At 68.2% G+C, this 24,669-nt stretch carries 21 protein-coding genes; 10 read left to right on the forward strand and 11 right to left on the reverse strand.

Annotated features, from left to right (window positions below; all coding sequences use genetic code 11):
• Positions 1-5: 5 nt before the first annotated feature.
• The 4 genes from AC5Y36_RS03300 to thiO all read right to left on the reverse strand — a co-directional run bounded on the left by AC5Y36_RS03300 (position 6) and on the right by thiO (position 2,807).
• A complete protein-coding gene (locus AC5Y36_RS03300; RefSeq protein WP_500039422.1) occupies positions 6-758 on the reverse strand; it encodes an SGNH/GDSL hydrolase family protein in 753 nt (250 codons plus the stop codon).
• Positions 759-822: 64 nt separating this feature from the next.
• Entirely contained in the window at positions 823-1,587 is a 765-nt protein-coding gene (locus AC5Y36_RS03305; RefSeq protein ID WP_500039423.1) for a thiazole synthase, read from the reverse strand.
• A complete protein-coding gene (gene thiS / locus AC5Y36_RS03310; RefSeq protein ID WP_500039424.1) occupies positions 1,580-1,777 on the reverse strand; it encodes a sulfur carrier protein ThiS in 198 nt (65 codons plus the stop codon). The genes AC5Y36_RS03305 and thiS overlap by 8 nt, the downstream gene beginning before the upstream one ends.
• A 16-nt stretch (positions 1,778-1,793) precedes the next feature.
• A complete protein-coding gene (gene thiO, locus AC5Y36_RS03315; protein ID WP_500039425.1) occupies positions 1,794-2,807 on the reverse strand; it encodes a glycine oxidase ThiO in 1,014 nt (337 codons plus the stop codon).
• Between the two features lie 152 nt (positions 2,808-2,959).
• Here thiO and thiE point away from each other — a divergent pair, with 152 nt between their 5' ends.
• On the forward strand, positions 2,960-3,619 hold the full coding sequence (gene thiE / locus AC5Y36_RS03320) for a thiamine phosphate synthase (protein ID WP_500039562.1): 660 nt from the start codon (positions 2,960-2,962) through the stop codon (positions 3,617-3,619).
• Here the strand turns inward: thiE and AC5Y36_RS03325 are convergent.
• The gene (locus AC5Y36_RS03325) at positions 3,591-4,211 is read right to left on the reverse strand and encodes an NUDIX hydrolase (protein ID WP_500039426.1); all 621 of its coding nucleotides are present in this window, start codon (positions 4,209-4,211) and stop codon (positions 3,591-3,593) included. The two genes, thiE and AC5Y36_RS03325, sit on opposite strands and share 29 nt — an antisense overlap.
• Positions 4,212-4,372: 161 nt before the next feature.
• Between AC5Y36_RS03325 and glnX the strand changes: the two genes are divergently transcribed.
• The 5 genes from glnX to AC5Y36_RS03350 all read left to right on the forward strand — a co-directional run bounded on the left by glnX (position 4,373) and on the right by AC5Y36_RS03350 (position 13,390).
• On the forward strand, positions 4,373-5,692 hold the full coding sequence (gene glnX, locus AC5Y36_RS03330) for a protein kinase G-activating protein GlnX (RefSeq protein WP_500039427.1): 1,320 nt from the start codon (positions 4,373-4,375) through the stop codon (positions 5,690-5,692).
• Positions 5,692-6,660: a glutamate ABC transporter substrate-binding protein gene (locus AC5Y36_RS03335; RefSeq protein WP_500039428.1), complete on the forward strand. Its 969-nt coding sequence runs from the start codon at positions 5,692-5,694 to the stop codon at positions 6,658-6,660. The genes glnX and AC5Y36_RS03335 overlap by 1 nt, the downstream gene beginning before the upstream one ends.
• 98 nt (positions 6,661-6,758) lie before the next feature.
• Positions 6,759-8,963, forward strand: a complete 2,205-nt coding sequence (locus tag AC5Y36_RS03340) for a serine/threonine-protein kinase PknG (protein ID WP_500039563.1) — start codon at positions 6,759-6,761, stop codon at positions 8,961-8,963.
• Between the two features lie 302 nt (positions 8,964-9,265).
• Positions 9,266-11,008 carry a hypothetical protein gene (locus tag AC5Y36_RS03345; protein WP_500039429.1) on the forward strand — a complete coding sequence of 581 codons (1,743 nt, stop codon included), beginning with the start codon at positions 9,266-9,268 and terminating at the stop codon, positions 11,006-11,008.
• A 474-nt stretch (positions 11,009-11,482) separates the two neighbouring features.
• Positions 11,483-13,390, forward strand: a complete 1,908-nt coding sequence (locus AC5Y36_RS03350) for an autotransporter outer membrane beta-barrel domain-containing protein (protein WP_500039430.1) — start codon at positions 11,483-11,485, stop codon at positions 13,388-13,390.
• A 3-nt stretch (positions 13,391-13,393) separates the two neighbouring features.
• On the opposite strand, the gene AC5Y36_RS03355 is transcribed toward AC5Y36_RS03350, so the two are convergent.
• The 4 genes from AC5Y36_RS03355 to fgd are packed head-to-tail and all read right to left on the reverse strand — an operon-like array spanning position 13,394 to position 19,181.
• Positions 13,394-14,236 carry a CbiQ family ECF transporter T component gene (locus AC5Y36_RS03355; RefSeq protein ID WP_500039431.1) on the reverse strand — a complete coding sequence of 281 codons (843 nt, stop codon included), beginning with the start codon at positions 14,234-14,236 and terminating at the stop codon, positions 13,394-13,396.
• On the reverse strand, positions 14,233-16,269 hold the full coding sequence (locus AC5Y36_RS03360; RefSeq protein WP_500039432.1) for an ABC transporter ATP-binding protein: 2,037 nt from the start codon (positions 16,267-16,269) through the stop codon (positions 14,233-14,235). Before AC5Y36_RS03360 ends, AC5Y36_RS03355 begins: the two co-directional genes overlap by 4 nt.
• A gap of 52 nt (positions 16,270-16,321) precedes the next feature.
• The gene (locus tag AC5Y36_RS03365) at positions 16,322-18,139 is read right to left on the reverse strand and encodes a protein kinase domain-containing protein (protein WP_500039433.1); all 1,818 of its coding nucleotides are present in this window, start codon (positions 18,137-18,139) and stop codon (positions 16,322-16,324) included.
• A gap of 31 nt (positions 18,140-18,170) precedes the next feature.
• Positions 18,171-19,181 (reverse strand): glucose-6-phosphate dehydrogenase (coenzyme-F420), encoded by a 1,011-nt coding sequence (gene fgd / locus AC5Y36_RS03370; RefSeq protein ID WP_500039434.1) that lies wholly within the window; start codon positions 19,179-19,181, stop codon positions 18,171-18,173.
• Positions 19,182-19,402: 221 nt separating this feature from the next.
• Here fgd and AC5Y36_RS03375 point away from each other — a divergent pair, with 221 nt between their 5' ends.
• The 3 genes from AC5Y36_RS03375 to AC5Y36_RS03385 all read left to right on the forward strand — a co-directional run bounded on the left by AC5Y36_RS03375 (position 19,403) and on the right by AC5Y36_RS03385 (position 21,479).
• A complete protein-coding gene (locus tag AC5Y36_RS03375) occupies positions 19,403-20,137 on the forward strand; it encodes an MBL fold metallo-hydrolase (protein ID WP_500039435.1) in 735 nt (244 codons plus the stop codon).
• Between the two features lie 286 nt (positions 20,138-20,423).
• Positions 20,424-20,825, forward strand: coding sequence for a heme-binding protein (locus tag AC5Y36_RS03380; protein ID WP_500039436.1), 402 nt, complete (start codon positions 20,424-20,426; stop codon positions 20,823-20,825).
• Between the two features lie 117 nt (positions 20,826-20,942).
• Entirely contained in the window at positions 20,943-21,479 is a 537-nt protein-coding gene (locus tag AC5Y36_RS03385; protein ID WP_500039564.1) for a DUF3558 domain-containing protein, read from the forward strand.
• A gap of 1 nt (position 21,480) precedes the next feature.
• On the opposite strand, the gene AC5Y36_RS03390 is transcribed toward AC5Y36_RS03385, so the two are convergent.
• Both AC5Y36_RS03390 and AC5Y36_RS03395 read right to left on the reverse strand, forming a co-directional pair.
• On the reverse strand, positions 21,481-22,314 hold the full coding sequence (locus tag AC5Y36_RS03390) for an SAM-dependent methyltransferase (protein ID WP_500039437.1): 834 nt from the start codon (positions 22,312-22,314) through the stop codon (positions 21,481-21,483).
• On the reverse strand, positions 22,307-22,987 hold the full coding sequence (locus AC5Y36_RS03395; protein ID WP_500039438.1) for a potassium channel family protein: 681 nt from the start codon (positions 22,985-22,987) through the stop codon (positions 22,307-22,309). Before AC5Y36_RS03395 ends, AC5Y36_RS03390 begins: the two co-directional genes overlap by 8 nt.
• A 152-nt stretch (positions 22,988-23,139) precedes the next feature.
• Between AC5Y36_RS03395 and AC5Y36_RS03400 the strand changes: the two genes are divergently transcribed.
• A complete protein-coding gene (locus AC5Y36_RS03400; RefSeq protein ID WP_500039439.1) occupies positions 23,140-24,636 on the forward strand; it encodes a potassium/proton antiporter in 1,497 nt (498 codons plus the stop codon).
• The last annotated feature ends 33 nt before the right edge of the window (positions 24,637-24,669 follow it).

Here is a 24,669-nt window from a genome sequence, read left to right on the forward strand (position 1 = left end):
GTGCATCAACCCGACGCTCGGCGCAGAACCAAATCCGCCACCGCGCGCATCCCGACGGCGTTGGGATGAAATGGTGCCGGGCGCCACGGCAGCGGCCAGGCCGCACCCACCGTCCACGGCCGCTCGGACCACGCGTGATGCTCGCGGCTAGCCTGGCCTGCGCGAATCAACTCGCATCCCGTCGCGGCCGCGGCGTCGGCGGTCGCCGACTCCAGTTCGGCGGCGACGTGGCGACCGTGTTCGGCCTCGGCCTGCGACAGCGGCGCCGCGGCGTGCCCGGCCGGTGGCAGCAGCGTGAGATAGTCGACGAACAGCACCTGGGCATCGGGCGCCATGGTCCGCACCGCGGCTCCGACCGTGCGCAACGATTTCCCGACGCCAGCCAGCGCCACCTGGTGGGCGTCGCGGTCCAGCAGCGCGGCGATCATCGGCAGCCGCCGCGCGGCGCGCGGCAGTGCCGCCGCCATCAGGAACGGCACGTAGCCGACGTCGTTGCCGCCGATCGTGATCGTGACCAGCTGCTCGGAGCCGTCGAGTGCCTCGATTTGCGGCGCTACCCCGCGCTGACGGTCGCTGAGTACGTGGGCGGTGGTGGCACCGGAGAAGGTGACGTCGACCAACGACAGCCCGAGCGCCTCGGCGACCAGATGCGGGTAGTTGACCGCCGAGCGCCCCGACCCGCACGGCGCACCGGTCGCGACCGGGCGGATTCCGGGTCCGGCCGCCATCGAGGAGCCCAGCGCCACATAGCGGTTCATTGCGCTCCCCCATCCGCCGAGTCGGAATCTGACGACGCGACACGCCGCTGCGCTGTCGTGGTATTCACCCTCGGCGCGACGGGGACGACGCCTGCGCCCAGAACCGTTTGGGGATCCGCCCGGCGCGCCGCGCCAGGTAGCCGGCGCCGACCGCGGCGGACATCGCCGCGGCCATCGCCGGCGGATCGGCGGCGCGGGTCACCGAGGTCGCCAGCAGCACTGCCTCGCAGCCCAACTCCATGGCCAGCGCGGCGTCGCTGGCGGTGCCGATACCGGCATCGAGGATCACCGGCACGCCCGCGGCCGCCACGATCATCTCGATGTTGTGCGGATTGGCGATGCCCAAACCGGTGCCGATCGGCGAACCGAGCGGCATCACCGCCGCGCAACCGGTGTCCTCCAGCCGGCGGGCCAGCACCGGGTCGTCGTTGGTGTAGGGCAGGACCACAAATCCCTCGTCGACCAATTGCTCTGCGGCCCGGACTAATTCGACCCCGTCCGGCAGTAAGGTCCGCTCGTCGGCGATCACCTCGAGTTTGACCCACTCGGTGCCGAGGGCTTCACGGGCAAGCTGCGCGGTCAGCACGGCTTCAGCGGCGCTGCGGCAGCCCGCGGTGTTGGGCAGCGGCATGATGCCCAACCGGTCCAGCAGGTCGAGCATGCCGGTGCCGCCCGCGGCGTCGACGCGGCGCATCGCGACCGTCGTCAGTTCGGTACCCGACGCGACCAGCGCCTCTTCCAGCACCGCCAGGCTCTGCGCCCCACCGGTTCCCATGATCAGCCGCGACGTGAACTCACGCCCGGCAATGGTCAGTTTCGAGTCAGCCACCTTGCACCGCCGTCACCACTTCGAGTCGCGCACCCTCGCACAGCGCGGTAGCCCAGCCGGACCGCGGCAGCACCGCGTGGTCCAGTGCGACCGCGATGCCCCGCTCGGGGTACCCCAGGGAGGCAAGCAGCGCCGAGACGGTGGTCTGCCCATCGATCTGGATCGGTTTGTCGTTCACCAGAATATTCATCAGCCGTTGTTCCTCTTCATTGCCGCACTGCTACCGGAAGAAGTTCGGACACCACATGTTCGGCGGTCCACGGCGCCAGCAGGAACCCGTTGCGGCCGTGGCCGGCGGCGACCACGATGCGGTTGTCCAGCCGCTGCACCAGCGGCAGGTTGTCCGGTGTCATCGGGCGCAACCCGGCCCCGTATTCGGCCAGCTCGTACTCACCCAGACCCGGTGCCACCGCGCACGCGTCGTCGAGCAGGTCGCGCGCACCGGAGACGGTGGGCGCGGTATCGCGACCGTGCTCGTACTGGGTTGCGCCCACCACCACGCCGTCACTGCGCGGCACCAGGTACACCTGCCTGCCGTGCACCCGGGCCCGGATCACCCGCTGCGGCACCGGCAGACAGCCGGGTCGCCACCGCAGGCGCAGCACCTCGCCCTTGACCGGCCGGATCGGTAGCCCCGGCCACAGCGTGGGCGCATCGATTCCGTTGGCGATCACCACCGCGTCGGCCGACAATGCCGTCAGCGCGGCTGGGTCGGCCACCGGCCCCGCCCAGCTGACACCGCGGCGCTCGCAGTCCACCGCCAACGCGGCGACCAGCGCACGGTTGTCCACCGCCAGCTCCGTCGGCGCCTGGAAGCCGTGCCGGATCCCCCGCGCCAGCAGCGGTTCCACCTCGCGGGCCGCGGACTCCCAGACCACCGGGTGCCCCTGGGCGGACAGCCAGTCGGCGACCGTGCGCAGCTCGGCGACATCGGCGACGTCGACGGCCACCACCAGCGACTCGCGGGCGGTGATCACCTGCTCGGGCAGGCCGTCCAAAAAGACCTCATGCCACAGCCGCAGCGACTCCAGCCCCAGCTGCAGCTGCCGCTCCTCGCCCGGCCAGGCTTCGCTGTGCGGGGCCAGCATGCCGCCGGCCACCCAGGACGTGCCGCGGTCGCCGCTGCGGTGCACCCGTACCGACCAGCCGGCCCGCGCGGCCCGGCGTGCCACCGACAACCCGATGACGCCGCCGCCGATGACAGCCAGTGTGCCGGGCACTTCCCCAACTCCCTTCGCCGGCATGATCCGGATCAGGTGTGACGGTAAGGGCGGTCGCGCCCACTCTCAGACCCCGGTCCCGGGACTCCCGTGATTCGTCAGTTCCCCACGCTAGCCGTTAGCGTCGCGGAGTGCACGAAGCTCGCCCCCGTCTGGCCCGTCTCGCCGAAGCCCGGCTCTACCTGTGCACCGACGCCCGCCGCGAACGCGGTGACCTGGCTGAATTCGCCGATGCGGCGCTGGCCGGCGGGGTGGACATCATCCAGCTGCGCGACAAGGGGTCAGCCGGCGAGCAGCGCTTCGGTCCGCTGGAGGCCCGCGACGAGCTGGCGGCGCTGCAGATCCTCGCCGATGCCGCCCACCGGCATGGCGCGCTGCTCGCCGTCAACGACCGCGCCGACATCGCCCGGGCCGCGGGCGCCGACGTGCTGCACCTGGGCCAGGACGACCTGCCGCTGGCGGTGGCGCGGGACATCATCGGGCCCGCTCCGCTGATCGGCCGGTCCACCCACGACGCCGACCAGCTGGCCGCCGCCCTCGCCGAGCCGGTCGACTATTTCTGTGTCGGCCCGTGCTGGCCCACACCCACCAAGCCGGGTCGCACCGCGCCGGGCTTGGAGTTGGTCCGCGCCGCCGCGGCGCAGGTCCCCACCAAACCGTGGTTCGCCATCGGCGGGATCGACCAGCGGCGGCTGCCCGAGGTGCTGACCGCCGGCGCCCGGCGGGTGGTGGTGGTGCGCGCAATCACCGCCGCGACGGATCCACGAGCGGCCGCCGAGCAGCTCAGCGCAGTTCTTGCAGCAGCGAGCTGAGCCCGGGCTCCAACGGCACGGCCGGCTGACCGAGCGCGGTCGCCATGCACCACACGAACCCCGACTCGGTCTGCAGGGTGCGGGGCAGCGACCGGCGCCGTTCGTCGCCGTCAGGCAGCGGGATGGTCGCGTGCGCTGTGCGCAGCCGGTGCCAGCTGGCAGCGAACCCCGGATGCAGCGGCAGCCCGTCGACCTCGTCCTCCCCCACCCAGCGCAGTTCGGTGCTCTCCCGGTTGGGCACCACCGTCAGCAGCTCACCGGCGTCGGCGACGACGGTGGTGTAGGTCCACTCCGTGCCGCTGGCGGTGGCGGTCACCAGCTGACCGCGCACCGTGATGCGTGCGCCGGGCAGGCCGGTTTCCTCCTCGGCTTCGCGCACCGCGGTCTGTTCGACGGTCTCGTGGCTGTCCCGGGCACCACCGGGCAATGCCCAGGTCCCGCCCTGATGGCTCCACCACGCCCGGTGCTGCAGCAACACCGCGGGTGTCCCATCGGGCCGCGGCGCCCGCAACAGCAGACCTGCCGCGCCGAACCGGCCCCAGTACTGCACGCCGGTATCGGAAATCGCCCAACCGTCACCGTCGCCGTGCACGCATTCAGAATAAGCGGACGGCGCGCGGCGGACCCGGCGCGGGAACACTCCTGGACAGCCTGCGCCCGCAGCGTCCCGGAAGCTCTTAGACTTTACTCAAAATGGTCTGGTGGGCTGGCGGCAAAGCCCACTGCGGAGCTGAAAGGTGAGGCCCGAACACCGTGACCGTGGAGTTGGCGCACCCGTCGACCGAGCCGCTGGGGTCGCCGTCGCCTGCTGCGCGGGCACATTCACGCTGGTGGTTCGCCACCACCACCCCCGGCCGGATCCTGGCCATCGGGATTGTCCTGGCCGTTTTGGGTGGGATCAGCGCGTTCGCCACCTCGACGACGATCGGCCACCGCCAGACCACGCTGACCACCGTGCTCAACCACACCGAGCCGCTGGCGTACGCCGCCGGGCGGCTCTATACGACGCTGTCGGTGGCCGATGCCGCCGCGGCCACCGCGTTCATCGCGCAGGCCGAGCCCCGCGTGGTGCGGCAGCGCTACGAGCAGGCGATCACCGATGCCGCGGTGGTGGTGACCCGGGCGTCCAGCGGCCTCACCGACGAGCCGCTGGTGCAGTTGCTCGGCCGGATCAACGCCGAGCTGGCCACCTATACCGGACTGATCGAGATCGCCCGCACCAACAACCGGGCCGGTGACCCGGTCGGATCGTCGTATCTGTCGGAGGCGTCCACGCTGATGCAGCAGACGATCCTGCCCGACGCCCAGCAGTTGTATGCCGCGACCGCGGCCCGGGTGGACAGCGAGACGACCGCCTCGACCCGGGTGCCCGCACCGGTCATCCTCATCGTCGGCGCCACGGTGATCTTCGGCGCCTTCGCGCACCGCTGGCTGGCCCGGCACACCCGCCGCCGGATCAACCCGGGTCTGATCGCGGGAGCGTTGGCGATTCTGGTTATGGTCATCTGGGTGGGCACCGCCCTGGGCATCTCCACCGCCGGCAGCCGGACCGCCAAGGACACCGCGGCCGACTCGCTCAAGACGATCACCAATTTGTCGATCACCGCGCAGCAGGCGCGTGCCGATGAGACCTTGTCACTGATCCGGCGCGGTGACGAAGACGCCCGCAAGCAAACGTTCTACCAGCGCATCGATGCCATGCATCAGCAGCTCACCAGCTACATGTCCGGCAATGCGACCGTCGACAAGACCGACCTGGCCGACGCGGACCAGCTGTTGACCCGATGGCGACAGGCCAACGACCGGATCAACTCCTACATCTCGGTCGGCAACTACCAGGCCGCCACCCAGGTGGCGCTGGGCACCGCGCCCGACGACTCCACTCCCGCCTTCAACCAGCTCGAAGGTGCGCTGGACAAAGCCATGCAGCAGAGCCGCACCCAACTGCGCAACGACATCCTCAACGCCCGCCGCGTTCTGTCGGTGGCGCCGATCGGCGGGGCCGTGCTGAGTTTGGGCGCCGCCATCGCGGTCGCGTTGGGTCTGTGGCCCCGGCTGAGCGAGTACCGGTGATGGCCCGGGTCCCCGCGTTCCTGTGCGCAGCGCTCGGCGCGGTGCTGGTGCTGGCCGGGTGCGGGCATGCCGACTACGTGACGACGTCGTCGGTGCCGACGCTGGCACCGCCGACACCGGCCGGGATGCAGGAGTTGCCGCCCGAACCCCCGCAGCCGCCGCAGCAGACGCCGAACTGCGACCGCACCGCCAGCCTGCGCCCGTTTGCCACCGAAGCCGAGGCGCAGGCCGCCGTGGAAGCCATCCACGCCCGCGGCCGGCTGATCATCGGGCTGGACATCGGCAGCAACCTGTTCAGCTTCCGGGACCCGATCAGCGGGCAGATCAGTGGATTCGACGTCGACATCGCCGGCGAGGTGGCACGCGACATCTTCGGCTCCCCGTCGCAGGTCGAGTATCGAATCCTGTCGTCGGCCGAACGCGTCACCGCATTGCAGAAATCCCAGGTCGATGTGGTGGTCAAGACCATGAGCATGACCTGCGAGCGGCGCAAACTGGTGAACTTCTCCACCGTCTACCTGACCGCCAACCAGCGCATCCTGACCTCGCGTGATTCGGCGATCAGGCAGGCCGCCGACCTGCCCGGCAAGCGGGTCTGCGTCGCCAAGGGCACCACCTCGCTGCGGCGCGTCCGGGAAATCGCGCCCGCGCCGATCATCGTGTCGGTGGTGAACTGGGCCGACTGTCTGGTGGCGCTGCAGCAGCGCCAGGTCGACGCCGTCAGCACCGACGACACCATCTTGGCCGGGCTGATGTCCCAGGACCCCTACCTGCACATCGTCGGGCCCAACATGGGCCAGGAGCCCTACGGAATCGGGATCAACCTGAACAACACCGGGCTGGTCCGGTTCGTCAACGGCACCTTGGAACGGATCCGCCGCGACGGGACCTGGAACACCCTGTACCGCAAGTGGTTGACGGTGCTGGGCCCGGCACCGCCGCCCCCGACCCCGGAATACTCCGACTGATGCGCAGCGACGACGACAACCCGGGCCCGGCCGCCGAGGCCGGCGAGGCTTTCGACGCTGCCGACCAGGACACCGGCCCGGGCACACAGCCGGTGGACATGCTGGTCGACTCGGCGTCGATGCGTCGCCCGATGGCGACGTCGGCAATCTTCCGCCCGCGTCTGGACACGGACTCTGATGAGACCGGCCCCACCGTCGGTACCGAGCCACAACGGAATTCGCCGATCAGACCGCTTCCGGTTGCTCCGACCCGGCGGCTGGGTGGCGGTCTGGTCGAGATACCGCGGCCTCCCTCGATAGATCCGTTCGCCGCTCTGATGACCAATCCGGTTGTGGCGGAGGCCAAACGGTTCTGCTGGAACTGCGGCAAGCCGGTGGGGCGGTCCGGCCCCGACGGCTCACAAACCGAGCAGGCCCCCTCGGAAGGCTGGTGTCCGTACTGCGGCAGTCCGTATTCGTTCCTGCCCCAACTCAAACCGGGCGACACGGTAGCCGGCCAGTACGAGATCAAGGGCTGCGTGGCACACGGTGGACTGGGCTGGGTCTATCTGGCGGTCGACCGCAACGTCAATGACCGCCCGGTGGTGCTCAAAGGCCTGGTCCATGCCGGTGACGCCGAGGCGCAGGCGATCGCCATGGCCGAGCGACAGTTCCTGGCCGAGGTGACGCACCCGGGGATCGTCAAGATCTTCAACTTCGTCCAGCACCCCGACGCCCACGGCGAACCGGTCGGCTACATCGTGATGGAGTACGTGGGCGGGCAATCGCTCAAACGGGGTCGCGGGGTGAACCTGCCGGTGGCCGAGTCCATCGCCTACATGCTCGAAATCCTGCCCGCCCTGGGGTATCTGCATTCGCTGGGCCTGGTCTACAACGACCTGAAGCCGGAGAACATCATGCTCACCGAGGAGCAGCTGAAGCTGATCGACCTCGGAGCGGTGTCGCGGATCAACTCGTTCGGCTACCTGTACGGCACCCCGGGCTATCAGGCACCCGAGATCGTGCGGACCGGGCCGACGGTGGCCACCGACATCTACACGGTGGGCCGCACCCTGGCCGCGTTGACGATGAAACTGCGCACCAGCGACGGTCGTTACGTCGATGGGCTGCCCGAGGACGACCCGGTGCTGACCACCTACGACTCATTCGGCCGGTTGCTGCGCCGGGCCATCGACCCCGACCCGCGGCGACGGTTCGCGTCCGCCGAGGAGATGTCCGGACAGCTGATGGGTGTGCTGCGCGAAGTCGTCGCCCAGGACAGCGGGGTGCCCCGACCGGGTCTGTCCGGTATCTTCACCCGGTCACGTTCCACCTTCGGGGTGGATCTGCTGGTGGCACACACCGATGTGTACGTCGACGGCCAGGTGCATTCGGAGAAGCTGACCGCCCGCGAGATCATCACCGCGCTGCAGGTCCCGGTGGTCGACAAGTCCGATGTCGCCGCCCGCGTGCTGTCGGCGACGGTGCTCAGCGAACCGGTGCAAAGCCTGGACACGCTGCGTGCGGTCCGCCACGGCGCGCTGGACTCCGAGGGCATCGACTTGGCCGAGTCCGTCGAGTTGCCGTTGATGGAGGTGCGCGCGCTGCTGGATCTCGGCGACGTCAGCAAGGCCACCCAGCGGCTCGACGAGTTGGCCGAGCGGGTCGGGTGGCAGTGGCGACTGGTCTGGTTCCGCGGGGTCGCCGCGCTGCTCACCGGCGATTTCGACTCGGCCAGCAAGCATTTCGTCGACATACTCGACATGTTCCCCGGCGAGCTGGCCCCCAAGGTGGCATTGGCCGCCACCGCAGAACTCGCCGGTACCGCCGATGAGCGCAAGTTCTATCAGAACGTGTGGAACACCGATGACGGCGTCATCTCGGCGGCCTTCGGGCTGGCCCGGGCGTTGTCGGTGGAGGGCGATCGGGCGACGGCGGTCGGAACCCTCGACAAAGTTCCCGCCACCTCACGGCATTTCACCACCGCACGACTCACCAGCGCGATGATGCTGCTGTCCGGCCGATCCACCAACGACATCACCGAGACGGACATTCGCGACGCCGCACAGCGCGTGGAGGCGCTGCCGGAGTCCGAGCCTCGGGTGCTGCAGATCCGTGCCCTGGTGCTGGGTTCGGCGATGGATTGGCTGGCCGACCATGAGGCCAGCACCAACCACATCCTCGGTTTCCCCTTCACCGATCATGGCCTTCGGCTGGGGGTGGAAGCTGCGCTGCGCGGATTGGCGCGGGTGGCACCCACCCGAGCCCACCGCTACGCGTTGGTCGACATGGCCAACGCCGTGCGTCCGATGTCCACGTTCTGAGGCGCCGACGCCCACTCACGGCGATCCCCCGGGCGCCATACGCCGCCGTTTCCCGCAGCGGCAGCAAAACCAAGTAAATATTAAGGCACGTTAATTTATAACTCACATTATGCCCAGGCTGGCTGTGAGAAGTAGCCGCAGAAACCAGCCCGTTTGTCCACAAAAATGGACGATTTACCCGCGTAGTGACCAAAAAAGTCGGCGCGCGGTCAGATTGAAAATTCCTTTGAAAATGCTCTCGTTTCTCAGGTCAATCCAAGTTATTGTTTCAGATCGGATTCGCGTACAGCTAGGAGCCGACCATGGAGCACACTTCCCGCCGCTGGATCACCGCAGCTATCGCAGTCGCCGGCACCGCCGTCCTCGCCGCGAATCCGGTCGCTGCCCCACCCCCCGACCTTCAGCACCGAGCGGTCCAACTCAGCGCCGTGGAACACGGCGACCTCACCTTCCCCGAAGTCGGTTGGAACGACTTGGTCGCCAACACCACAGCCAACTGGAACGGCCTGGTGGACATGTTCAACAACACCACCGCCATCTGGTCACTACCGACGGCGGTGTACAGCCAAGGCCTGCCCCAGGTGTTCACCGACCTGTCGACGGAGTTGCAGGCGTTGGCCGCCTACGGCGCGGCAGTGGCCGCACAGCACGGCGCGCTGGATCCGAGCGGAACCCTTCCGCCGCTGCCGAATTTCTACGCCGACCCGGTGCTCAACCCGGTGTCGGTGGTGACTCTGCTGCTGCAGAACGCGCTCGGCTCGGGGTTCGCGCAGAACGCGGCACAGGTGGCCTGGACCGGCGTTTACCAGAACATGCTGCCGGCCATCAACGACATCAACACGCAATTCAACGGCATTTTCACGCAATTCGGAAACCTGCTCACCGGTGGCAGCTTCTCGATGAGCACGGTCCAGACCGACTTCGCGACCATCGGGTCCGACGTGACCACCATCGGGAACTATCTGTCGCTGGCACCCACCACACTGATCAACGCCTACCTCAACGGGTATCCGGTGCAATCGACCAGCATCGACCCACTCAACGGCACGGTCGCCAATATTCCGGACGGCTACACGCTGAACGCGCCGTTCAACGCCAACGACAATGTCGCGATAACTCCCGAATTCGGCCTGCTCACCAACCCTTACGCCGCCATCACCACCGACACCACCGGCTTCGGCGACGGTGGCGCGGCGACCTTCGCCGGAACGGTGCCGTTGCACACCGGCACCCTGGCGTCGCTGCTGCAGACCGAGCAGACCCTCTCCGACGAGTTGCTGACGGTAACCTCGACGGTGCCCGGCAGCGGCGTTACTGCTCCGGTGGGAACCGGTCCGCTGACCGTATTGGGCCCCGACACGCTGAGTTTCAACCTCAACCTGGCGACCATACCGGTCATCGGCGACGTCATCAGCTTCATCAACGGTACCGCCATCCCCGCCCTCAACGGCGCCCTGACCACCGTCATCACCACCACCAACACCCTCATCGGCACCGTCAACAGTGACGTCATCAGCCTGATCAATGGCACACTGACCCCGCTCAGCAACACGCTCACCGACACCGTCAACCCCTTTATCAGCGCCATCGACGGCATCATCGGCGCCATCAACCTCATCCCCGGCGTCAATATCAGTGCAATCGACACCGTCAGCTTCACGATCCCCAGCATCCCCAATATCCCGACCATTCCGCTGTCGGATATTCCGACCATTCCCACCATCCCGACGGATGTCGGCGACACGTTCAACCTGCCCGGCATCATCGAGTCGGGAGTTCCCGCCTACACCTGGGACCTGACCCAGAACGAAATGGCAATTCTGGGTAGCATCGCGGGCCTGGCGGCCCCGGTGACCGGCACCGTCAACAGCGACGCGATCGGCAACTTCCTGGCGGACAATCCGGTCATGAATCTGGGGACCCTTTTCGACTCGCTCGCGGCCGGCATCTTCTCCGGTACGCCGCTCACGTTCACCGCGGAGTTGCCACTGGACTGGACGAACCTGGTGGCGGAGGCCCTCAATGGCGTGTTCACCGCCAGCTGACAGCGGCGTTTCGGGTCGCGGTCAAAGTCGGCCCGTGACTGTTGCCGTGATGTGGCACCGCAGGGCTTCGGTGCCGGGTCAGATGTCCATTGCAAGGGTGTTGCGCCGCAGGCCCTTTGAGCCGGCCACGACATAGCGCAGCAGTTGAGCGACCAGCGGGGCCTCCGGGCGCATCCCGGGGAGGGGCGATCCGCCGAGCGAGCAAACTCCAGGTCCACGCTCTCAGCTACTTTCAGGACATTATCAGCTTTAGCTGTTTTGGCCGCGTAGCGCCGATGGACGTGTCATATATTCGTCCAGTGAGCAGCTAAAACAACGTGCGTTGTCATTTTGCACGGCAGCAACTTGTACTATTTGCCATCCACGAGTTTGATAGGCCCGCACGCCTGGCGATACTTAAAAATTAATTTTGCATCTCAGTCAATCGTAAGTTACTGTGGGCGCGTTGGATCGGCACGCAAAATGGAGGCCGTCATGCAGCGCACCCTTCTTCCCTGGATCACCGCGGGTATCGCCATTGCCGGCGTCAGCCTGATCGCCGTCCCCCCGGTCACCACAGTTCCGGCGCTGTCCGACGTTCAGCATCGGGGTGTCCAGCTCACCGACTACACCGAATACGGCTGGTCGGATCTGCTCAGTGCCACCGAGGCCAACTGGCACGGCCTGGAATCGGTGTTCAGCAGCAGCAATTGGGTGAGCGACCCCGATATCGCGGCGGGTTTCACCGTGCTGTCGCACGACCTGGCGACCGGCGCCTCGAACGCAGTGACCAACCCGGTCTCCCTGCTCACCGAGCTTGCGCTGCTACTCACCAGCACCGGGTACGCAACCAACGCGGCCTCCGCGGCGACCACCGCCGTGTTCGACAACATCTCGTCGGCGCTCGACAGCCACGACTACTCCGGGGCCCTCGTCGACCTGGAAAATGCACCCAGCACCATCCTGTATGCCTTCCTGAACGGCTACCCGCAAGCCGTTGGCTCCGAACTGCTTTCCTCGCAACTGGGGTTGCTCACCAACACCGCCGACGGCGCAGCCACCGGCACGCTCAACGCCCTCCAGCAGGTGAGCAACACTCTCGCCGACGAGGTCGCGAACTTGGGTGGGGCAAATCTGACGACCGGTTCGCTGCCGCTGGTTTCGGGCAACCTTGACTTGAGCATCAACCTCAACCAAATCCTGGGCGACCTCGGCGTGACGCCCGGCGGTCCGCTCACCATCAACGGGCTCCTGGGCGACCTGAACATCTCCGCCACCGGCGATATCCTGCCGTCGCTCAACGTCGGCCAGGTGCTGAGCTACCTCAACCTGTCCGACAGCTCCGGCATCAGCGTCGGGTCCATCCTGAGCGACCTCGGGATCTCCGACAGCTCCGGCATCAGCCTGGGCACCATCCTCGGCGACCTCGGGATCAACAGCGACGCCAGCATCAGCCTCGGAACCATTCTGGGCGACCTGGGTATCAACAGCGGCTCCAGCATCACGCCGCCGTCCATCTCGATCCCGGTCACCCAGATCCTCAGCGACCTCGGCATCAACCCCGATGGCAGCCTGAGCTTCGGAATCCCCAGTGTGGGGTTCTCCCTCGACCAGATCTTCAGCATCTTGGGCATCAACGTCAACGCTGGCGTCAACGTCGGCTGCATCTTCGGTCACTGCTTGAGCATCACCCTGAGTCAGCTGCTCAGCGACCTGGGCATCGGCAACCCCAGCGGCAGTATCGGCGTCCCGCCGATCAGCATCTCGATCAGCAGCATCCTTTCGGACCTCGGCGTCAACTCCAACGGTGATCTCACGATCAGCGTTCCATCGCTGAGCCTCAACACCATCCTGGGCGATCTCGGCCTCAGCGACAGCTCCACGCTGAGCCTCAGCAGCATCCTCGGCGCGCTGGGGCTGTCCACCACCTCATCGATCAACGTCGGCGACATCCTCAACGCCCTGGGCCTCAGCGATTCCACCGGCATCACCGTCGGCCAAGTCCTCGACACCCTGGGCCTCGGCGACAGTTCGACCATCCCGTTGCCGTCGTTCTCCATCGACGACATCCTCAACACCCTGGGCATCAACCCCAACGAGGACATCTTCCAGCAGTTGGGCATCTCCAATCCACTCACGCTCGACCCCACCCTCGGCCTGACCGGTGGCTCCGTCCCGACCTTCTTCGACGACCTGGCGAAAGACATGTTGGCGGTGCTCGGCAGCTTCGCGCCGATCTCCTCGGATCTGCCGAGCCTGCTGTCGCCGGATCCGACGCTCGATCTGGAGTCGCTGTTGAGCGGTGTGTTGTCGGACCTGGGTCTGCCGGGGGCGATCACCGGCGGTGACCTCACGGCCGACCTCACCAACATCCTCGCGGATCTACTGCCCGGCGTGTTCTAAAAGCTAGCCGCCCACCATCAGGTCTGCTGCCAAGGCGGCCGCGCACGCTACCGACACGATCGAGAGTGTCATCCAGTCAGCCAGTTTCGGTCGCGCCGGGTTGGCCGCGATCTGACCGGCGCCGCCGCGGGCGGTGATCGCATCGCCCATCTCGTCGGCGCGCCGCAGCGTCACGGTGACGACCGCGACGATCAGGTCGATCACCCCTCCCGCCCGTCGGCGCAGCCGGGCCAGCCGGGTCCGCGGTAACAGTTTGGGCCGCAACTGGCGGGCCGCGAGGAGCACCCGGAATTCGTCGACCAGCATCGGGAAGGCGCGCAGTGCGAGCGACACCGCGACCGCCCACTCGTCGGTAGGAATCCGCAGCCACCGCAGCGGCCGACCCAAAATCGCTACTGCCGGGGCGATTTCGGCGACGTTCGTGGTCCACGACACCATCGCGCCCAGGCCGAGCAACACAATCGTCAACGCGGTCAAACGCAGGAAGTTCAGGACTCCGCCGAATCCGAGGGCGACCGTGCCCACCTGGATCACCGGAGTACCGCCCGCCAACGCCGAGATGGCAGCGCCGATGGCCAGCCAGATCCACAGCCAGCGCGGCATCGACGGCAGTGCCCCTCGGGGAATATGCGCGGCCCGCGCGGCCGCCAGCACCAGCGCGGCGACCAGGCCGATCACCACCCATCCGGGGAAGATCGTCAACAACGCCGAAAGACCGAAAACAATCAGCAGTTTCGTGCCTGCCCACAGCTCGTGGATGACGGTGCGCCCAGGCACCGGCCGCAGCAGCACAACAGGGCGCGGTGGGCGGGGGGCCGGGCGCTGCGCCGGCGCGGTCGTGGTCACGTCATCCCCCCGGCCGGCGCCGGTTCCAGCACGCCGCCACGCAGGTGCAGGGTGCGCGGGCACAACTCCTCGACCCCGCCGAAGTCATGCGAAATGATGATCACCGTCATCCCGGTGTCCCGGCGCCGGTCCGCGAGCAGCCGCAGCAGCCGGCGCTGGCTGGCGGCGTCCAGCCCCGCCAGCGGCTCGTCGAGGATCAACGCCCGCGGCGAACGCGCCAGCAACCCGGCCAGCACCACGCGGCGCATCTGGCCGCCGCTGAGCTGGTCGATGCGGCGCTTGGCGACCGCGGCTTCCAGGCCGACGACGGCCAGCGCCGCGGTCACCCGGTCGTGGTCGTCCGGCGAAAACCCGGCCGACGAGGCCACTTCCAGGTCCACATGGCTGCGCATCAACTGCAGCCGGGCCGCCTGGAACTTCAGTGCGACCGCGCCAACCTGCTCGCTGATGGGCCTCCCGTCCAGCAGGCACGCGCCGGTGGTGGGTTTCGTCAATCCGGCCATGATCCACGACAGCGTCGACTTGCCCGAACCGTTACCGCCGTGGATCAGCAACCCGTCACCCTCATGCACCACGAAGCTGACATCGCGCAGCGCGGTCTTGGCCCACGGAGTGCCAGGGGCGTATTCATGGCCGACGCCGGCGACTTCGAGCATCGGCGCGTCCGAGGTGTGGCCGACGGCGATGGTCGGCGCCGGCGCGGGCGCGGTCTCGACCATGGCGGTGTTGTCCAGAGACGCGCTGAGATTGAACGTGCGGTCGGCCGAAGCCGCCTCGTCGTTGTAATGGGTGATGTACACCAGGGCCGTTCGGTTGCGCTCGGTCAGCCCGGACAGCACTGACAGCAGCGCCTCCCGACCCGGCTGGTCGACCATGGCGGTGACCTCGTCGGCGATGACCAGCGCCGGCTCCCGCGCCAGCGCCCCGGCCACCGCCAGCCGCTGCAGTTCACCGCCGGACAGGCCGCCCGTGTCGCGTTCGGCCAGGCCGTCCAGGCCGACTTCACGCAGTAACCGGCCGACGTCGGTGGTCTTGCCGGGTGGCAATCCCCACACCACGTCGTCGGCGACCCGGGTGCCCAGCACCTGGCTTTCCGAGTGCTGCATGATGACCGCGGTGCCACCGAGCTGACCGAGCCCGACCGCGCCAGGGCGTTCCACCGTGCCCGACGTCGGTTCGCGGCCCGCCAGGATCAGCGTCAGCGTGGTTTTCCCGGCTCCGTTCTCACCGGTGACCGCCAGATATTCGCCCTCCCGCACGTCCAGGCTGACCGGGCGCAGCGCGTCGTGCTCGGCGTGCCGGTAACGGAAGCGCACCTGGTCCAGTCGCACCGGTACGGGCTGGATCGGCCCGCCGTCGACCGGCGCGTCCAGCTTGTGCACATCGGGAATGCCGCGCAGCCGCTGCAGCACCCGCGACAGCACCCACCAACCGATCACCGAGGCGCCCATGACCATGACGGCGGCGTATCCCAGGACGAGCCACTGCCAGTAGGCCAGCGCGTCGGCGACGAACCGCCGGACGAACTGCGCGGCCGGTCGCAGCGGCGGTATCCACGCGAAGAGCGCCACGATTCCGTCCACGGTCGCGGTGATCACGTGGAACACCAACTCGCGAAGCCGGGTCAGGACGGTCAACGCGACGACCGCCACGACACCGATGACGACACCGGCGCCCATGGATGCCCCGATCACAGTCGGTGTGCCGCGGCCGCGGCGTTTGACGATTCCGGCCAGCCCGCCGACATAGGCGCTCAGCACTACCGTCAGGAAGCCACTGAAGCCGGCCACCAGGAAGCCGACCAGCCCGGCGGCGACCGTCGCGGTGATCATCACCCGGATCCGGTAGCGATAGGCCAGGAGCCCCAGCGGCACCGTGCCGAGCAGTCCCAGAAACCCTCCGTGCGGGAGGGCGACCGCGATGATCGCGATTGCCGCACACAGCGCGCCCATCACCGACGCCTGCGCCAGTTCGCTGGGTCGAAGCGGTCCGACCCGTTCGGGCGGGATCACCGCCGGGCGGGTCGAGGTCATTGCACCGAGTATGCCAGCGATCGGCGCACCGACCCGTCGGCGCCAAGCCGGTTCAGCTCGCGGCCATCTTGACCACCTGATCGTTGCCGTAGTCGGTGACATACACATCACCCGACGCGTCCACGACCACCCCCCGGGCGTTGCCGAGCCCGTGATCGGGCAGCACGGTCTGTTTCGTGGCGCCGGCGACCAGCCGCAACACGCGGGGGCCGTCGGTGAGGTAGAGGCTGCCCGAGGTGTCGGTGGCCAGACCGGACGGGTCCTTCAGCCCGGTGAACGGCAGCACGCTCTGGGTGCCGGAGCCCTCGGCCAATTTCAGCACCCGGTTGTTGCCGGTGTCGGCGACGTAGACGTTCCCGCCGGAGTCCACCGCCACTCCCTTGGGCCGTTCCAGTCCGGTGAACGACAACACCTTCTGGGTCGTCGACCCGGCGCCCAGCTTCAGCACCCGGTCGTTACCGCTGTCGACGACGTAGACGGTCCCCGAGCCGTCCACCGCCAAACCCATCGGACGTTTGAGTCCGGTGAACGGCATCACCGTCTGCACCGCCGCGCCGGGCGTCAGCTTGAGCACCCGGTCGTTGTCGGTGTCGCCGACATAGACGTTGTCGTCGCCGTCCACCGCGAGGCCGTAGGGCTCCTTGAGGCTGGTGAACGGCAACACGGTCTGGTCTGCCGCTCCGGCTGCCAATTTGATCACGCGATCGTTGTCGATATTGCTGACGTAGACACCACCGGACTTGTCCACCGCGACGCCTTCGGGGCCGGTGAGACCGCTGAACGGCAGCACCTCGCGCTGATAGTCGTCCGAAGCCGCCGTCGCGGAGGAACCGCCGGAACGGTCGCTGCCCGGGCCGGCCACCCGCCATGCGACCACGCCGCCGGCGATCAGCAGCAGCACCGCCATGGCGGTGACCACCGCCAGCAGCTTGGGTTTCCACCAGGCCGGGGCGGTGGCCCAGGACGGCAGCGCGGCGGGCTCGGCGGTCGGCTCGGCGACCCGGGCCGGCGGCGCGGTAGGACTGCGCCACTGCTGAAGCGCGGTCGCACCGTCACCGGCGGGCGTCAGGGCGTCGCGAGCGGCCCGCGCCAAGTCCCCGGCCGTGGGAAATCGATGACCTGGGTTCTTCGCCATGCCTCTGGCGATGACGGCATCGAACCGGGGCGAGATGGCGTGCGGGCGTATCTGACTGGGTTTGGGTGGAGCCCCGGTCAGCTGAGCCTGGATCACCTGGCGGACGGTGCGCGCACCGGGGAAGGGACGGTCACCGGTCAGCATTTCAGCCAGCACACCGGCCAGCGAATACACGTCGGCCCGGTTGGTCAGCCGCTGGTCGCGGAAGTGCTCCGGTGCGGCATACGCGTACGAACCGGGATCCGCGGCCCGTGGCACCGCATCGCTGATGCCCAAACCCAGCAGGTAGGCGCTGCCGTCGTCGCCGATGAGGATGTTGCGCGGCCGGACATCCCGGTGTGTCAACCGCGCGCCATGCGCGGCATCCAAGGCCGCGGCGATCTGCTCGGTGATCGCAACCGCTTGCCCGGCCTCGATCGGGCCGAAGGTCGCCACCCGAGACTGCAAAGTCTCACCGGGTACGAAACGCGTTGCCACATAACACACACCGTCGATGCGGCCCCACTCATGGATCGGGCTGATGTGAGATTCAGCCAGACCCGCGACGATGCGCAGTTCACGATCGAGACTCTCCCGCCGCGCACTGGGCGGCAGCAGCGTCAGCGCGACCATCTGGTCGTTGTTGGTGTCGACGGCACGATGCGTCTGCCCCACGCCGGCCCGGTCGAGCAGACCGAGTATCCGGTAGTGGCCGAAACTCGTACCCATCCGTGGATCTCGGATCGGCTCGTTCATCGCAGCTCCGTCGCCGTTGACAGGTGAAATCTCAGCCCAATCGTCGCAGCCGCGGGGCCAGGTCGGTTTCGAACAGTTGCAGGAAGCGGCGCTGGTCGTGACCGGGCGCATGGAACACCAGGTGGTTGAGTCCGTATCCGAGGTATTCCCCGACCTTTTCGACGGCCTCGTCGGGGTCGGAGGCGACGATCCAGCGCTTGGCGACCTGCTCGATCGGCAGCGCGTCGGCGGCGCGTTCCATCTCGATCGGGTCGTCGATGCTGTGCTTCTGCTCGGCGGTCAGCGACAGCGGCGCCCAGAACCGGGTATTGCTCAGTGCCAGTTCAGGATCCGGGTCATAGGAGATCTTGATCTCGATCATCTTGTCGATGTCGTCGACGTTGCGCTCGGCGGCTGCCGCACCCTCACGGACCGCGGGCATCAGCTTGTCCTTGTAGAGTTCCTCGCCCTTGCCGGAGGTACAGATGAACCCGTCACCGGCCCGGCCGGCGTACTTGGCCACCGCCGGACCGCCGGCCGCGATGTAGACCGGCACCCCGTCCTCGGGCACGTCGTAAATCGACGCGCCCTTCAGCCGGTAGAACTCGCCGTCGAAGTCGACCCGGTCACCGCGCCATAGTTCGCGCATCAACCGCACCGATTCCCGCAACCGGCCGAACCGTTCCTTGAACTCCGGCCACTCGCCCACATAGCCGGTGGCGATCTCGTTGAGGGCTTCGCCGGTGCCCACGCCCAGGAAGATGCGTCCCGGGTACAGACAGCTCATGGTGGCGAACGCCTGGGCGATCACCGCGGGGTTGTAGCGGAACGTAGGCGTCAGCACCGAGGTGCCCAGCGTGATGCGGCTGGTGCGCTCCCCGACGGCGGTCATCCAGGCCAACGAGAACGGTGCGTGTCCGCCGTCATGGCGCCACGGTTGGAAGTGGTCGCTGACCGTTGCGCTGTCCATGCCGTGCGCCTCGGCGGCAACACCCAGCTCGACGAGTTCACGCGGCCCGAATTGCTCAGCCGACGCCTTGTATCCCAGTTTGAGTTCAGCCACACGTCATTTCTACCCTTTTGCCCGCCGGTGACCCGTCCCACCCGGCTCCGCCGCGCTTGCGATCACCCATTCCCCTCGGGCGACCCGCTGCGCCCGGCTCCGCCGCCCTTGCGATCGCCCATTCCCCACGGGCGACCCGCTGCGCCCGGCTCCGCCGCCCTTGCGATCGCCCATTCCCCTCGGGCGACCCGCTGCGCCCGGGTGTGCTTACACTCGGCCGCATGGCACCGACGCTCACACAGGTCACCGAGGTCGTACACCTGGCCCAAGGCGTGGCGGTCAACTGGGTGCTGGTCACCGACGACACCGGGGTCCTGCTGATCGACGCCGGATATCCCGGTGACCGCGACGACGTTCTGGATTCGCTGCGCTGCCTGGGCTACGGTGCGGCCGACGTCCGCGCTGTGCTGTTGACCCACGCCCACATCGACCACCTGGGATCAGCCATCTGGCTGGCGAAAAGCCATGGCACACCGGTGTATTGCCACACCGACGAGGTGGGCCACGCCAAGCGGGACTACCTCGAGCAGGCGTCCCCGATCGATGTCGCGCTGCGGATCTGGCGGCCGCGCTGGGCGGTCTGGTCCCTGCACGTGCTGCGCAGCGGCGGCCTCAACCGCGAAGGAATTCCGTCCGCAGAGCCGTTGACCGCCGCCATCGCCGCCACCCTGCCCGGACGTCCGGCTGCCATTCCGACCCCCGGACACACCGGCGGACACTGCTCCTACCTGGTCGACGGCGTGCTGGCCAGCGGCGACGCCCTGGTCACCGGGCACCCGTTGCTGCCCCGCAGCGGACCCCAGCTGCTGCCGGCCGTCTTCAGCCACGACCAGGACGCCACCGTGCGCAGCCTGGCGGCGCTGGCGTCCGTGGACGCCGAATTGCTGGCACCCGGTCACGGCGACCTGTGGCGTGGCCCGATCCGGGACGCCGTCGCTCATGCCTCCCGCCACTAGGTAACGATTGCATTCCATCGAGTTGCGCCGTTGGTTAAGAGGCGACCGCACAGTTTAAGAACGCGTCATCGCCCTCACTGTTCCCTTATCCGCCTCGTCCGCACCTGCGGTGCAAACCACCGTGCTTCCCCCGCAGGTGGCACCCGCAGTGTCAGAGCCCGGTCGCCGCGCACTGCGCGACCCGTAGCGCATCGGATGGTTTTGCGTACCTTGGGTTTCGGGACGGGGGCCCATGGATTTTGAGATAGCAGAATCCGAGACATTCTCGCTTTGAAGGGAATACACGATGCTGAACATCTTCAGTACCCGCGCGCGCCGACACGTCAACCTCGCCGCCGGCGGATGCCTTTTGGGCGCGGTGGCCGGCGCGCTGCTTGTTGCACCGGCGGCGTCGGCGGCGCCGGACTGCAGCCCCGCCGGGCTGTCCAACACCGTCAGCTCGGTGCAGGGCTCGGCTGAGCAGTATCTGGGCAGCCATCCCGGCGCCAACGCCGTGGTGAGTGCGGCGATCGCGCAGCCGCGTCCGGAGGCGGCTGCCGATGTCCGCAGCTACTTCACCGCGCATCCGCAGGAGTACTACGAGCTGCGCGGCATCCTGGCGCCGATCGGTGAGGCGCAACGCCAGTGCAACACCAACGTCCTCCCACCCGGGTTGGCGTCGGCGTACAGCGAATTCATGGCCGGCTGACCCCGGTCCCCAGATAGGACCGCGCCACCTGGTCGACAGCGTCGTCGACCAGGTGGTGCGCCGTTGTAGCAGCCGATGCGGGCGCAGGCTACCGTGCATCGCGTGGCTAAGACCGCGATGCGACGCAGCACGCTGGCATGCGTGGTCGCCATGTCCCTGGTCCCGGTCGTGGCCTGCGCGCCCACCGGAAACCCGTCGGGCGCGTCGACAACCTCGCCGGGGCCGGCCACCGACACCCGGCACGGCCCGTTCTTCCCGCTGTGCGGCGGTGTCGGCGACGAGGCGATAGCGGAACTGACCGGGGCCCGGGGGCTGATCAACACCGGCCAGAACGCGACGGGCTGTCAGTGGCTGGTCGGCGGCGTCTCCTGGCCTCGGGTCACCTTTGCCTGGTATCGCGGCAGCCCGATCGGACGGGAACGCAAGGTCGAGGAGATGTCGCGGACCCGAACCGAGGACGTCACCATCGACGGCCGCGACGGATTCCTGGGTGTCGCCCACCACCCGAAGCTGGGCGACTATATCTGCGAGGTCGCCGTCGCGTTCGGCGACGATTTCATCGAATGGTCGGTCAGCTTCGACCGCAAACCGTTCCCGGATCCATGCCAGATCGCCGAAGACCTGACCCGCAGGTCACTGGCCAACGCGCGCTGAGTCAGCGCCTGGCGGCGCGCAGGTACTGAATCGGCGGGCGGCCGCTGCTCACCGGCCAGGGCTGGTGGCCGGTCACGGCGAACACTTCGGCGGCGCTGACCGGCGCGGTCGCCCACCCCCGGGTGTGCAGATGCCCGGCGATGTCTTGGCGCCCGTCGACGTCATGCGCGTATGGCCTGATCGGGACGGTGAGGTCCGCGGCGAACCGGCTGCCGGCGGCACTCAATGCGCTGACCCCGTCCAGCAGCTGATCCCCCACCTCGGGTGCCAGCACACCCAGCAGCTGTCCCTGGGCGATCCACACGCTGGGCTGCACGGCGTCGAAACCGATCTGGCGTAACGCGACCGGCCAGTCCTGACTCAAGTCGATGCCCACTGCGCGGCGGTGCCCGGTCGGTTTGGCGCCCAGATCCCGCAGCGTCCGCGTCTTGAACTCCAGCACTTCGGCCTGGTCCAGCTCGTACACCTTGGTGCCGGCCGGCCACCACAGCCGGTAGGGGCGGGTGTCCAAACCCGAGGCCAGCAGCACCACCTGCCGGATCCCCGCGCGTCCCGCCTCTGCCAGGACGTCGTCGAAGAACCGGCTGCCGGCCACCAGCAGATCGATGGTCAGGCTGCGCAGGTCGTATTCGTCGAACGGGTCCTGTTGACCGCTGGCGATCTGCTGGTACTGCTCGATGCCGACGGCCTTGAGCAGCGGTTCGGCGAACGGGTCATCGATCACTCCGGTGGCGGCCCCCCGCACCTGGGCGGCGGCCGCCATCAGTGCCGTCGACCCGATGCTCGCGGCCAGATCGGCCTTGGCGACCCGTTCGGTTTCCGTCGTCTCAGCCAACGGCCCAGCCCTTCGGCTTACCGGCCAGGGCAGCGCGGATCCGGTTCTCGGCGGTGCTGTTTGCGACGAACAGCACCTGGTCGCCGTCCTGCAGCACCTCATCGGACTGCGGCAGGATGACCCCGTCGCCACGCAGCACCGAGATCAGCGCCGCGTTGTCCGGCAACGCCAACTCGCTCACCCGCCTCCCGACGAGCGGGTTGTCTGCGGACAGGGTCAGCTTCGTCACATTGGCCTGGCCGCGGCGCAGGCCCATCATCGGCACCAGGTGGCCGACATCGATGGCGCCCTCCACGCCGGCGACCATCGCGCGGGGCGCCGAAACCGCCACGTCGACACCCCACGTTTCGGTGAACAGCCACTCATTGCGCATGTCGTTGACCCGCGCCACCACCCGCGGCACCCCGAACTCGGATTTCGCCAGCAGCGCCGTCGCCAGATTGACCTTGTCGTCGCCGGTGGCGGCGATCACCACGTCGCAGGTCTGCATACCGCACTCTTCCAGCGAAGCCAGTTCGCAGGCGTCGGCCAGCAGCCAGTCGGCGGCGGGCACGGTGTGCGGTTCGAAGTGGGCCCGGTTGCGTTCGATCAGCAGAACCTTGTGCCCGCCGTCCAGTAACTCCTGCGCGACGGACCTGCCGACAGCGCCGGCACCCGCGATCCCGATCCGCATCAACGCCTCCTCACACCTGCCGCTGCTCACGGTGTACCACAGCTCCCCCGGCGTTACTGATTTACTTGCACCAACCTCAACCTTGGCGGGCCCACGCTGAAGCCGACCGGCGTGCGGCTCCCGCCGACGTACAAACGGCCGAACGGAACGACATGAGCTTGCAGCAGCTGTACATCGCGCTGCTGATCGGCGGGCTGGTGCTGTTGGCCAGCATCGTGGCCACCCGTGCCGCGGCGAAGGTGGGGCTGCCGGCGCTGCTGCTGTTCCTGGCGGTCGGGGTCGCGATCGGCAACGACGGACTGGGACTGGACTTCAGCGACGTCGAACTCGCCAGCGACCTGGGCACCACCGCGCTGGCGGTCATCCTGGTCGAAGGTGGTTTGACCACCCGCTTCGCCGACATCCGCAAACTCCTTGCGCCGGCCGGGGTGCTGGCCACCCTGGGGGTGGCGGTCAGCATGGCGGTCACCGCGGTGGGCGCGCACCTGCTGCTCGGAATGCACTGGCAGCTGGCGTTGCTGCTCGGCGCGATCGTGTCGCCGACCGACGCCGCCGCGGTCTTCTCGGTGCTGCGGGTGCTGCCGCTCCCCCGCCGCGTCGCCGGGCTGTTGGAAGCGGAGTCCGGTTTCAACGACGCACCCGCCGCGATCCTGGTGCTGATGTTCAGCACCACGCCGCTCACCGTGGCGCCGGGGACCGCGCTGCTCGGCCTGGTCTATGAGTTGGCGGTCGGCGCCGCGATCGGCTTGGCGTGCGGACTGCTGGGCGCCCTGGCGCTGCGCCGGGCCGCGCTGCCGGCCTCCGGTCTGTACCCGTTGGCGACGTTCGGGCTGGGCATGGTGGCCTTCGCCGCGGCGGGCACCGTGCATGCCAGCGGCTTCATCGCGGCCTACCTGGCCGCGGTGGTGTTGGCGAACTCCGGGCTACCGCACCGCTCGGCCATCCGATCCTTCGCCGAGGGCCTGGGCTGGCTGTCCCAGATCGGCTTGTTCGTGTTGCTGGGCCTGCTGGTGAGCCCGGGCGATCTCGGCGGCGAACTGGTACCGGCCGTGGTCGCCGGAGCGGTGCTGCTGCTGCTGGCCCGGCCGCTGTCGGTGCTGATCTCGCTCGGCGGCTTCCGGGTGCCGTGGCGCGAGCAGGTTTTCCTGTCCTGGGCCGGTCTGCGCGGCGCGGTGCCGATCGTGCTGGCCACCTTCCCGATCGTTGCCGGCGTGCCCGACAGCTACCGCCTGCTCAACATCGTGTTCATCCTGGTCGTGGTGTTCACCCTGGTGCAGGGCCCCAGCCTGGGCTGGATCGCGCACAGCATGCGGCTGATTCCCCGGGACACCACCCGGGAGATCCAGGTCGAGGCCGCGCCGCTGGACGTGCTCGGCGCCGAGCTGCTGACGATGACGGTGGCACCGGCTTCCCGGCTACACAACGTGTCGGTGCTCGAGCTGCGGCTGCCCGACCCGAGCGTCATCACGCTGATCATCCGCAACGGGCACACCTTCGTCCCGCAACCCGACACCCTGATCGCGGTGGGCGACGAGTTGCTGATCGTCACCACCACCAAGACCAGGGTGGCCGCGTTACGACGGCTGCGTGCGGTCAGCCGCCGCGGCAAACTGGCCTACTGGTTCAACGAGTACGGCGAACCGGACTAGGTCTTCTGCGTTCACTCTGCGTCCACGGCGCAA

This window comes from Mycobacterium sp. NGS50 (assembly GCF_059812545.1).

Excerpts from the sequence above, each read along its gene's own strand:
- AC5Y36_RS03375 (WP_500039435.1), top strand. The coding sequence starts at position 19,403 with ATGGCACCGACGCTCACACAGGTCACCGAGGTCGTACACCTGGCCCAA.
- AC5Y36_RS03335 (WP_500039428.1), top strand. The coding sequence starts at position 5,692 with ATGGCCCGGGTCCCCGCGTTCCTGTGCGCAGCGCTCGGCGCGGTGCTG.
- AC5Y36_RS03300 (WP_500039422.1), bottom strand. The coding sequence starts at position 758 with ATGAACCGCTATGTGGCGCTGGGCTCCTCGATGGCGGCCGGACCCGGA.
- AC5Y36_RS03400 (WP_500039439.1), top strand. The coding sequence starts at position 23,140 with ATGAGCTTGCAGCAGCTGTACATCGCGCTGCTGATCGGCGGGCTGGTG.
- thiS (WP_500039424.1), bottom strand. The coding sequence starts at position 1,777 with ATGAATATTCTGGTGAACGACAAACCGATCCAGATCGATGGGCAGACC.
- AC5Y36_RS03345 (WP_500039429.1), top strand. The coding sequence starts at position 9,266 with ATGGAGCACACTTCCCGCCGCTGGATCACCGCAGCTATCGCAGTCGCC.
- AC5Y36_RS03380 (WP_500039436.1), top strand. The coding sequence starts at position 20,424 with ATGCTGAACATCTTCAGTACCCGCGCGCGCCGACACGTCAACCTCGCC.
- AC5Y36_RS03365 (WP_500039433.1), bottom strand. The coding sequence starts at position 18,139 with ATGAACGAGCCGATCCGAGATCCACGGATGGGTACGAGTTTCGGCCAC.
- AC5Y36_RS03360 (WP_500039432.1), bottom strand. The coding sequence starts at position 16,269 with ATGACCTCGACCCGCCCGGCGGTGATCCCGCCCGAACGGGTCGGACCG.
- AC5Y36_RS03350 (WP_500039430.1), top strand. The coding sequence starts at position 11,483 with ATGCAGCGCACCCTTCTTCCCTGGATCACCGCGGGTATCGCCATTGCC.
- AC5Y36_RS03385 (WP_500039564.1), top strand. The coding sequence starts at position 20,943 with ATGCGACGCAGCACGCTGGCATGCGTGGTCGCCATGTCCCTGGTCCCG.
- AC5Y36_RS03340 (WP_500039563.1), top strand. The coding sequence starts at position 6,759 with ATGCTGGTCGACTCGGCGTCGATGCGTCGCCCGATGGCGACGTCGGCA.
- AC5Y36_RS03395 (WP_500039438.1), bottom strand. The coding sequence starts at position 22,987 with ATGCGGATCGGGATCGCGGGTGCCGGCGCTGTCGGCAGGTCCGTCGCG.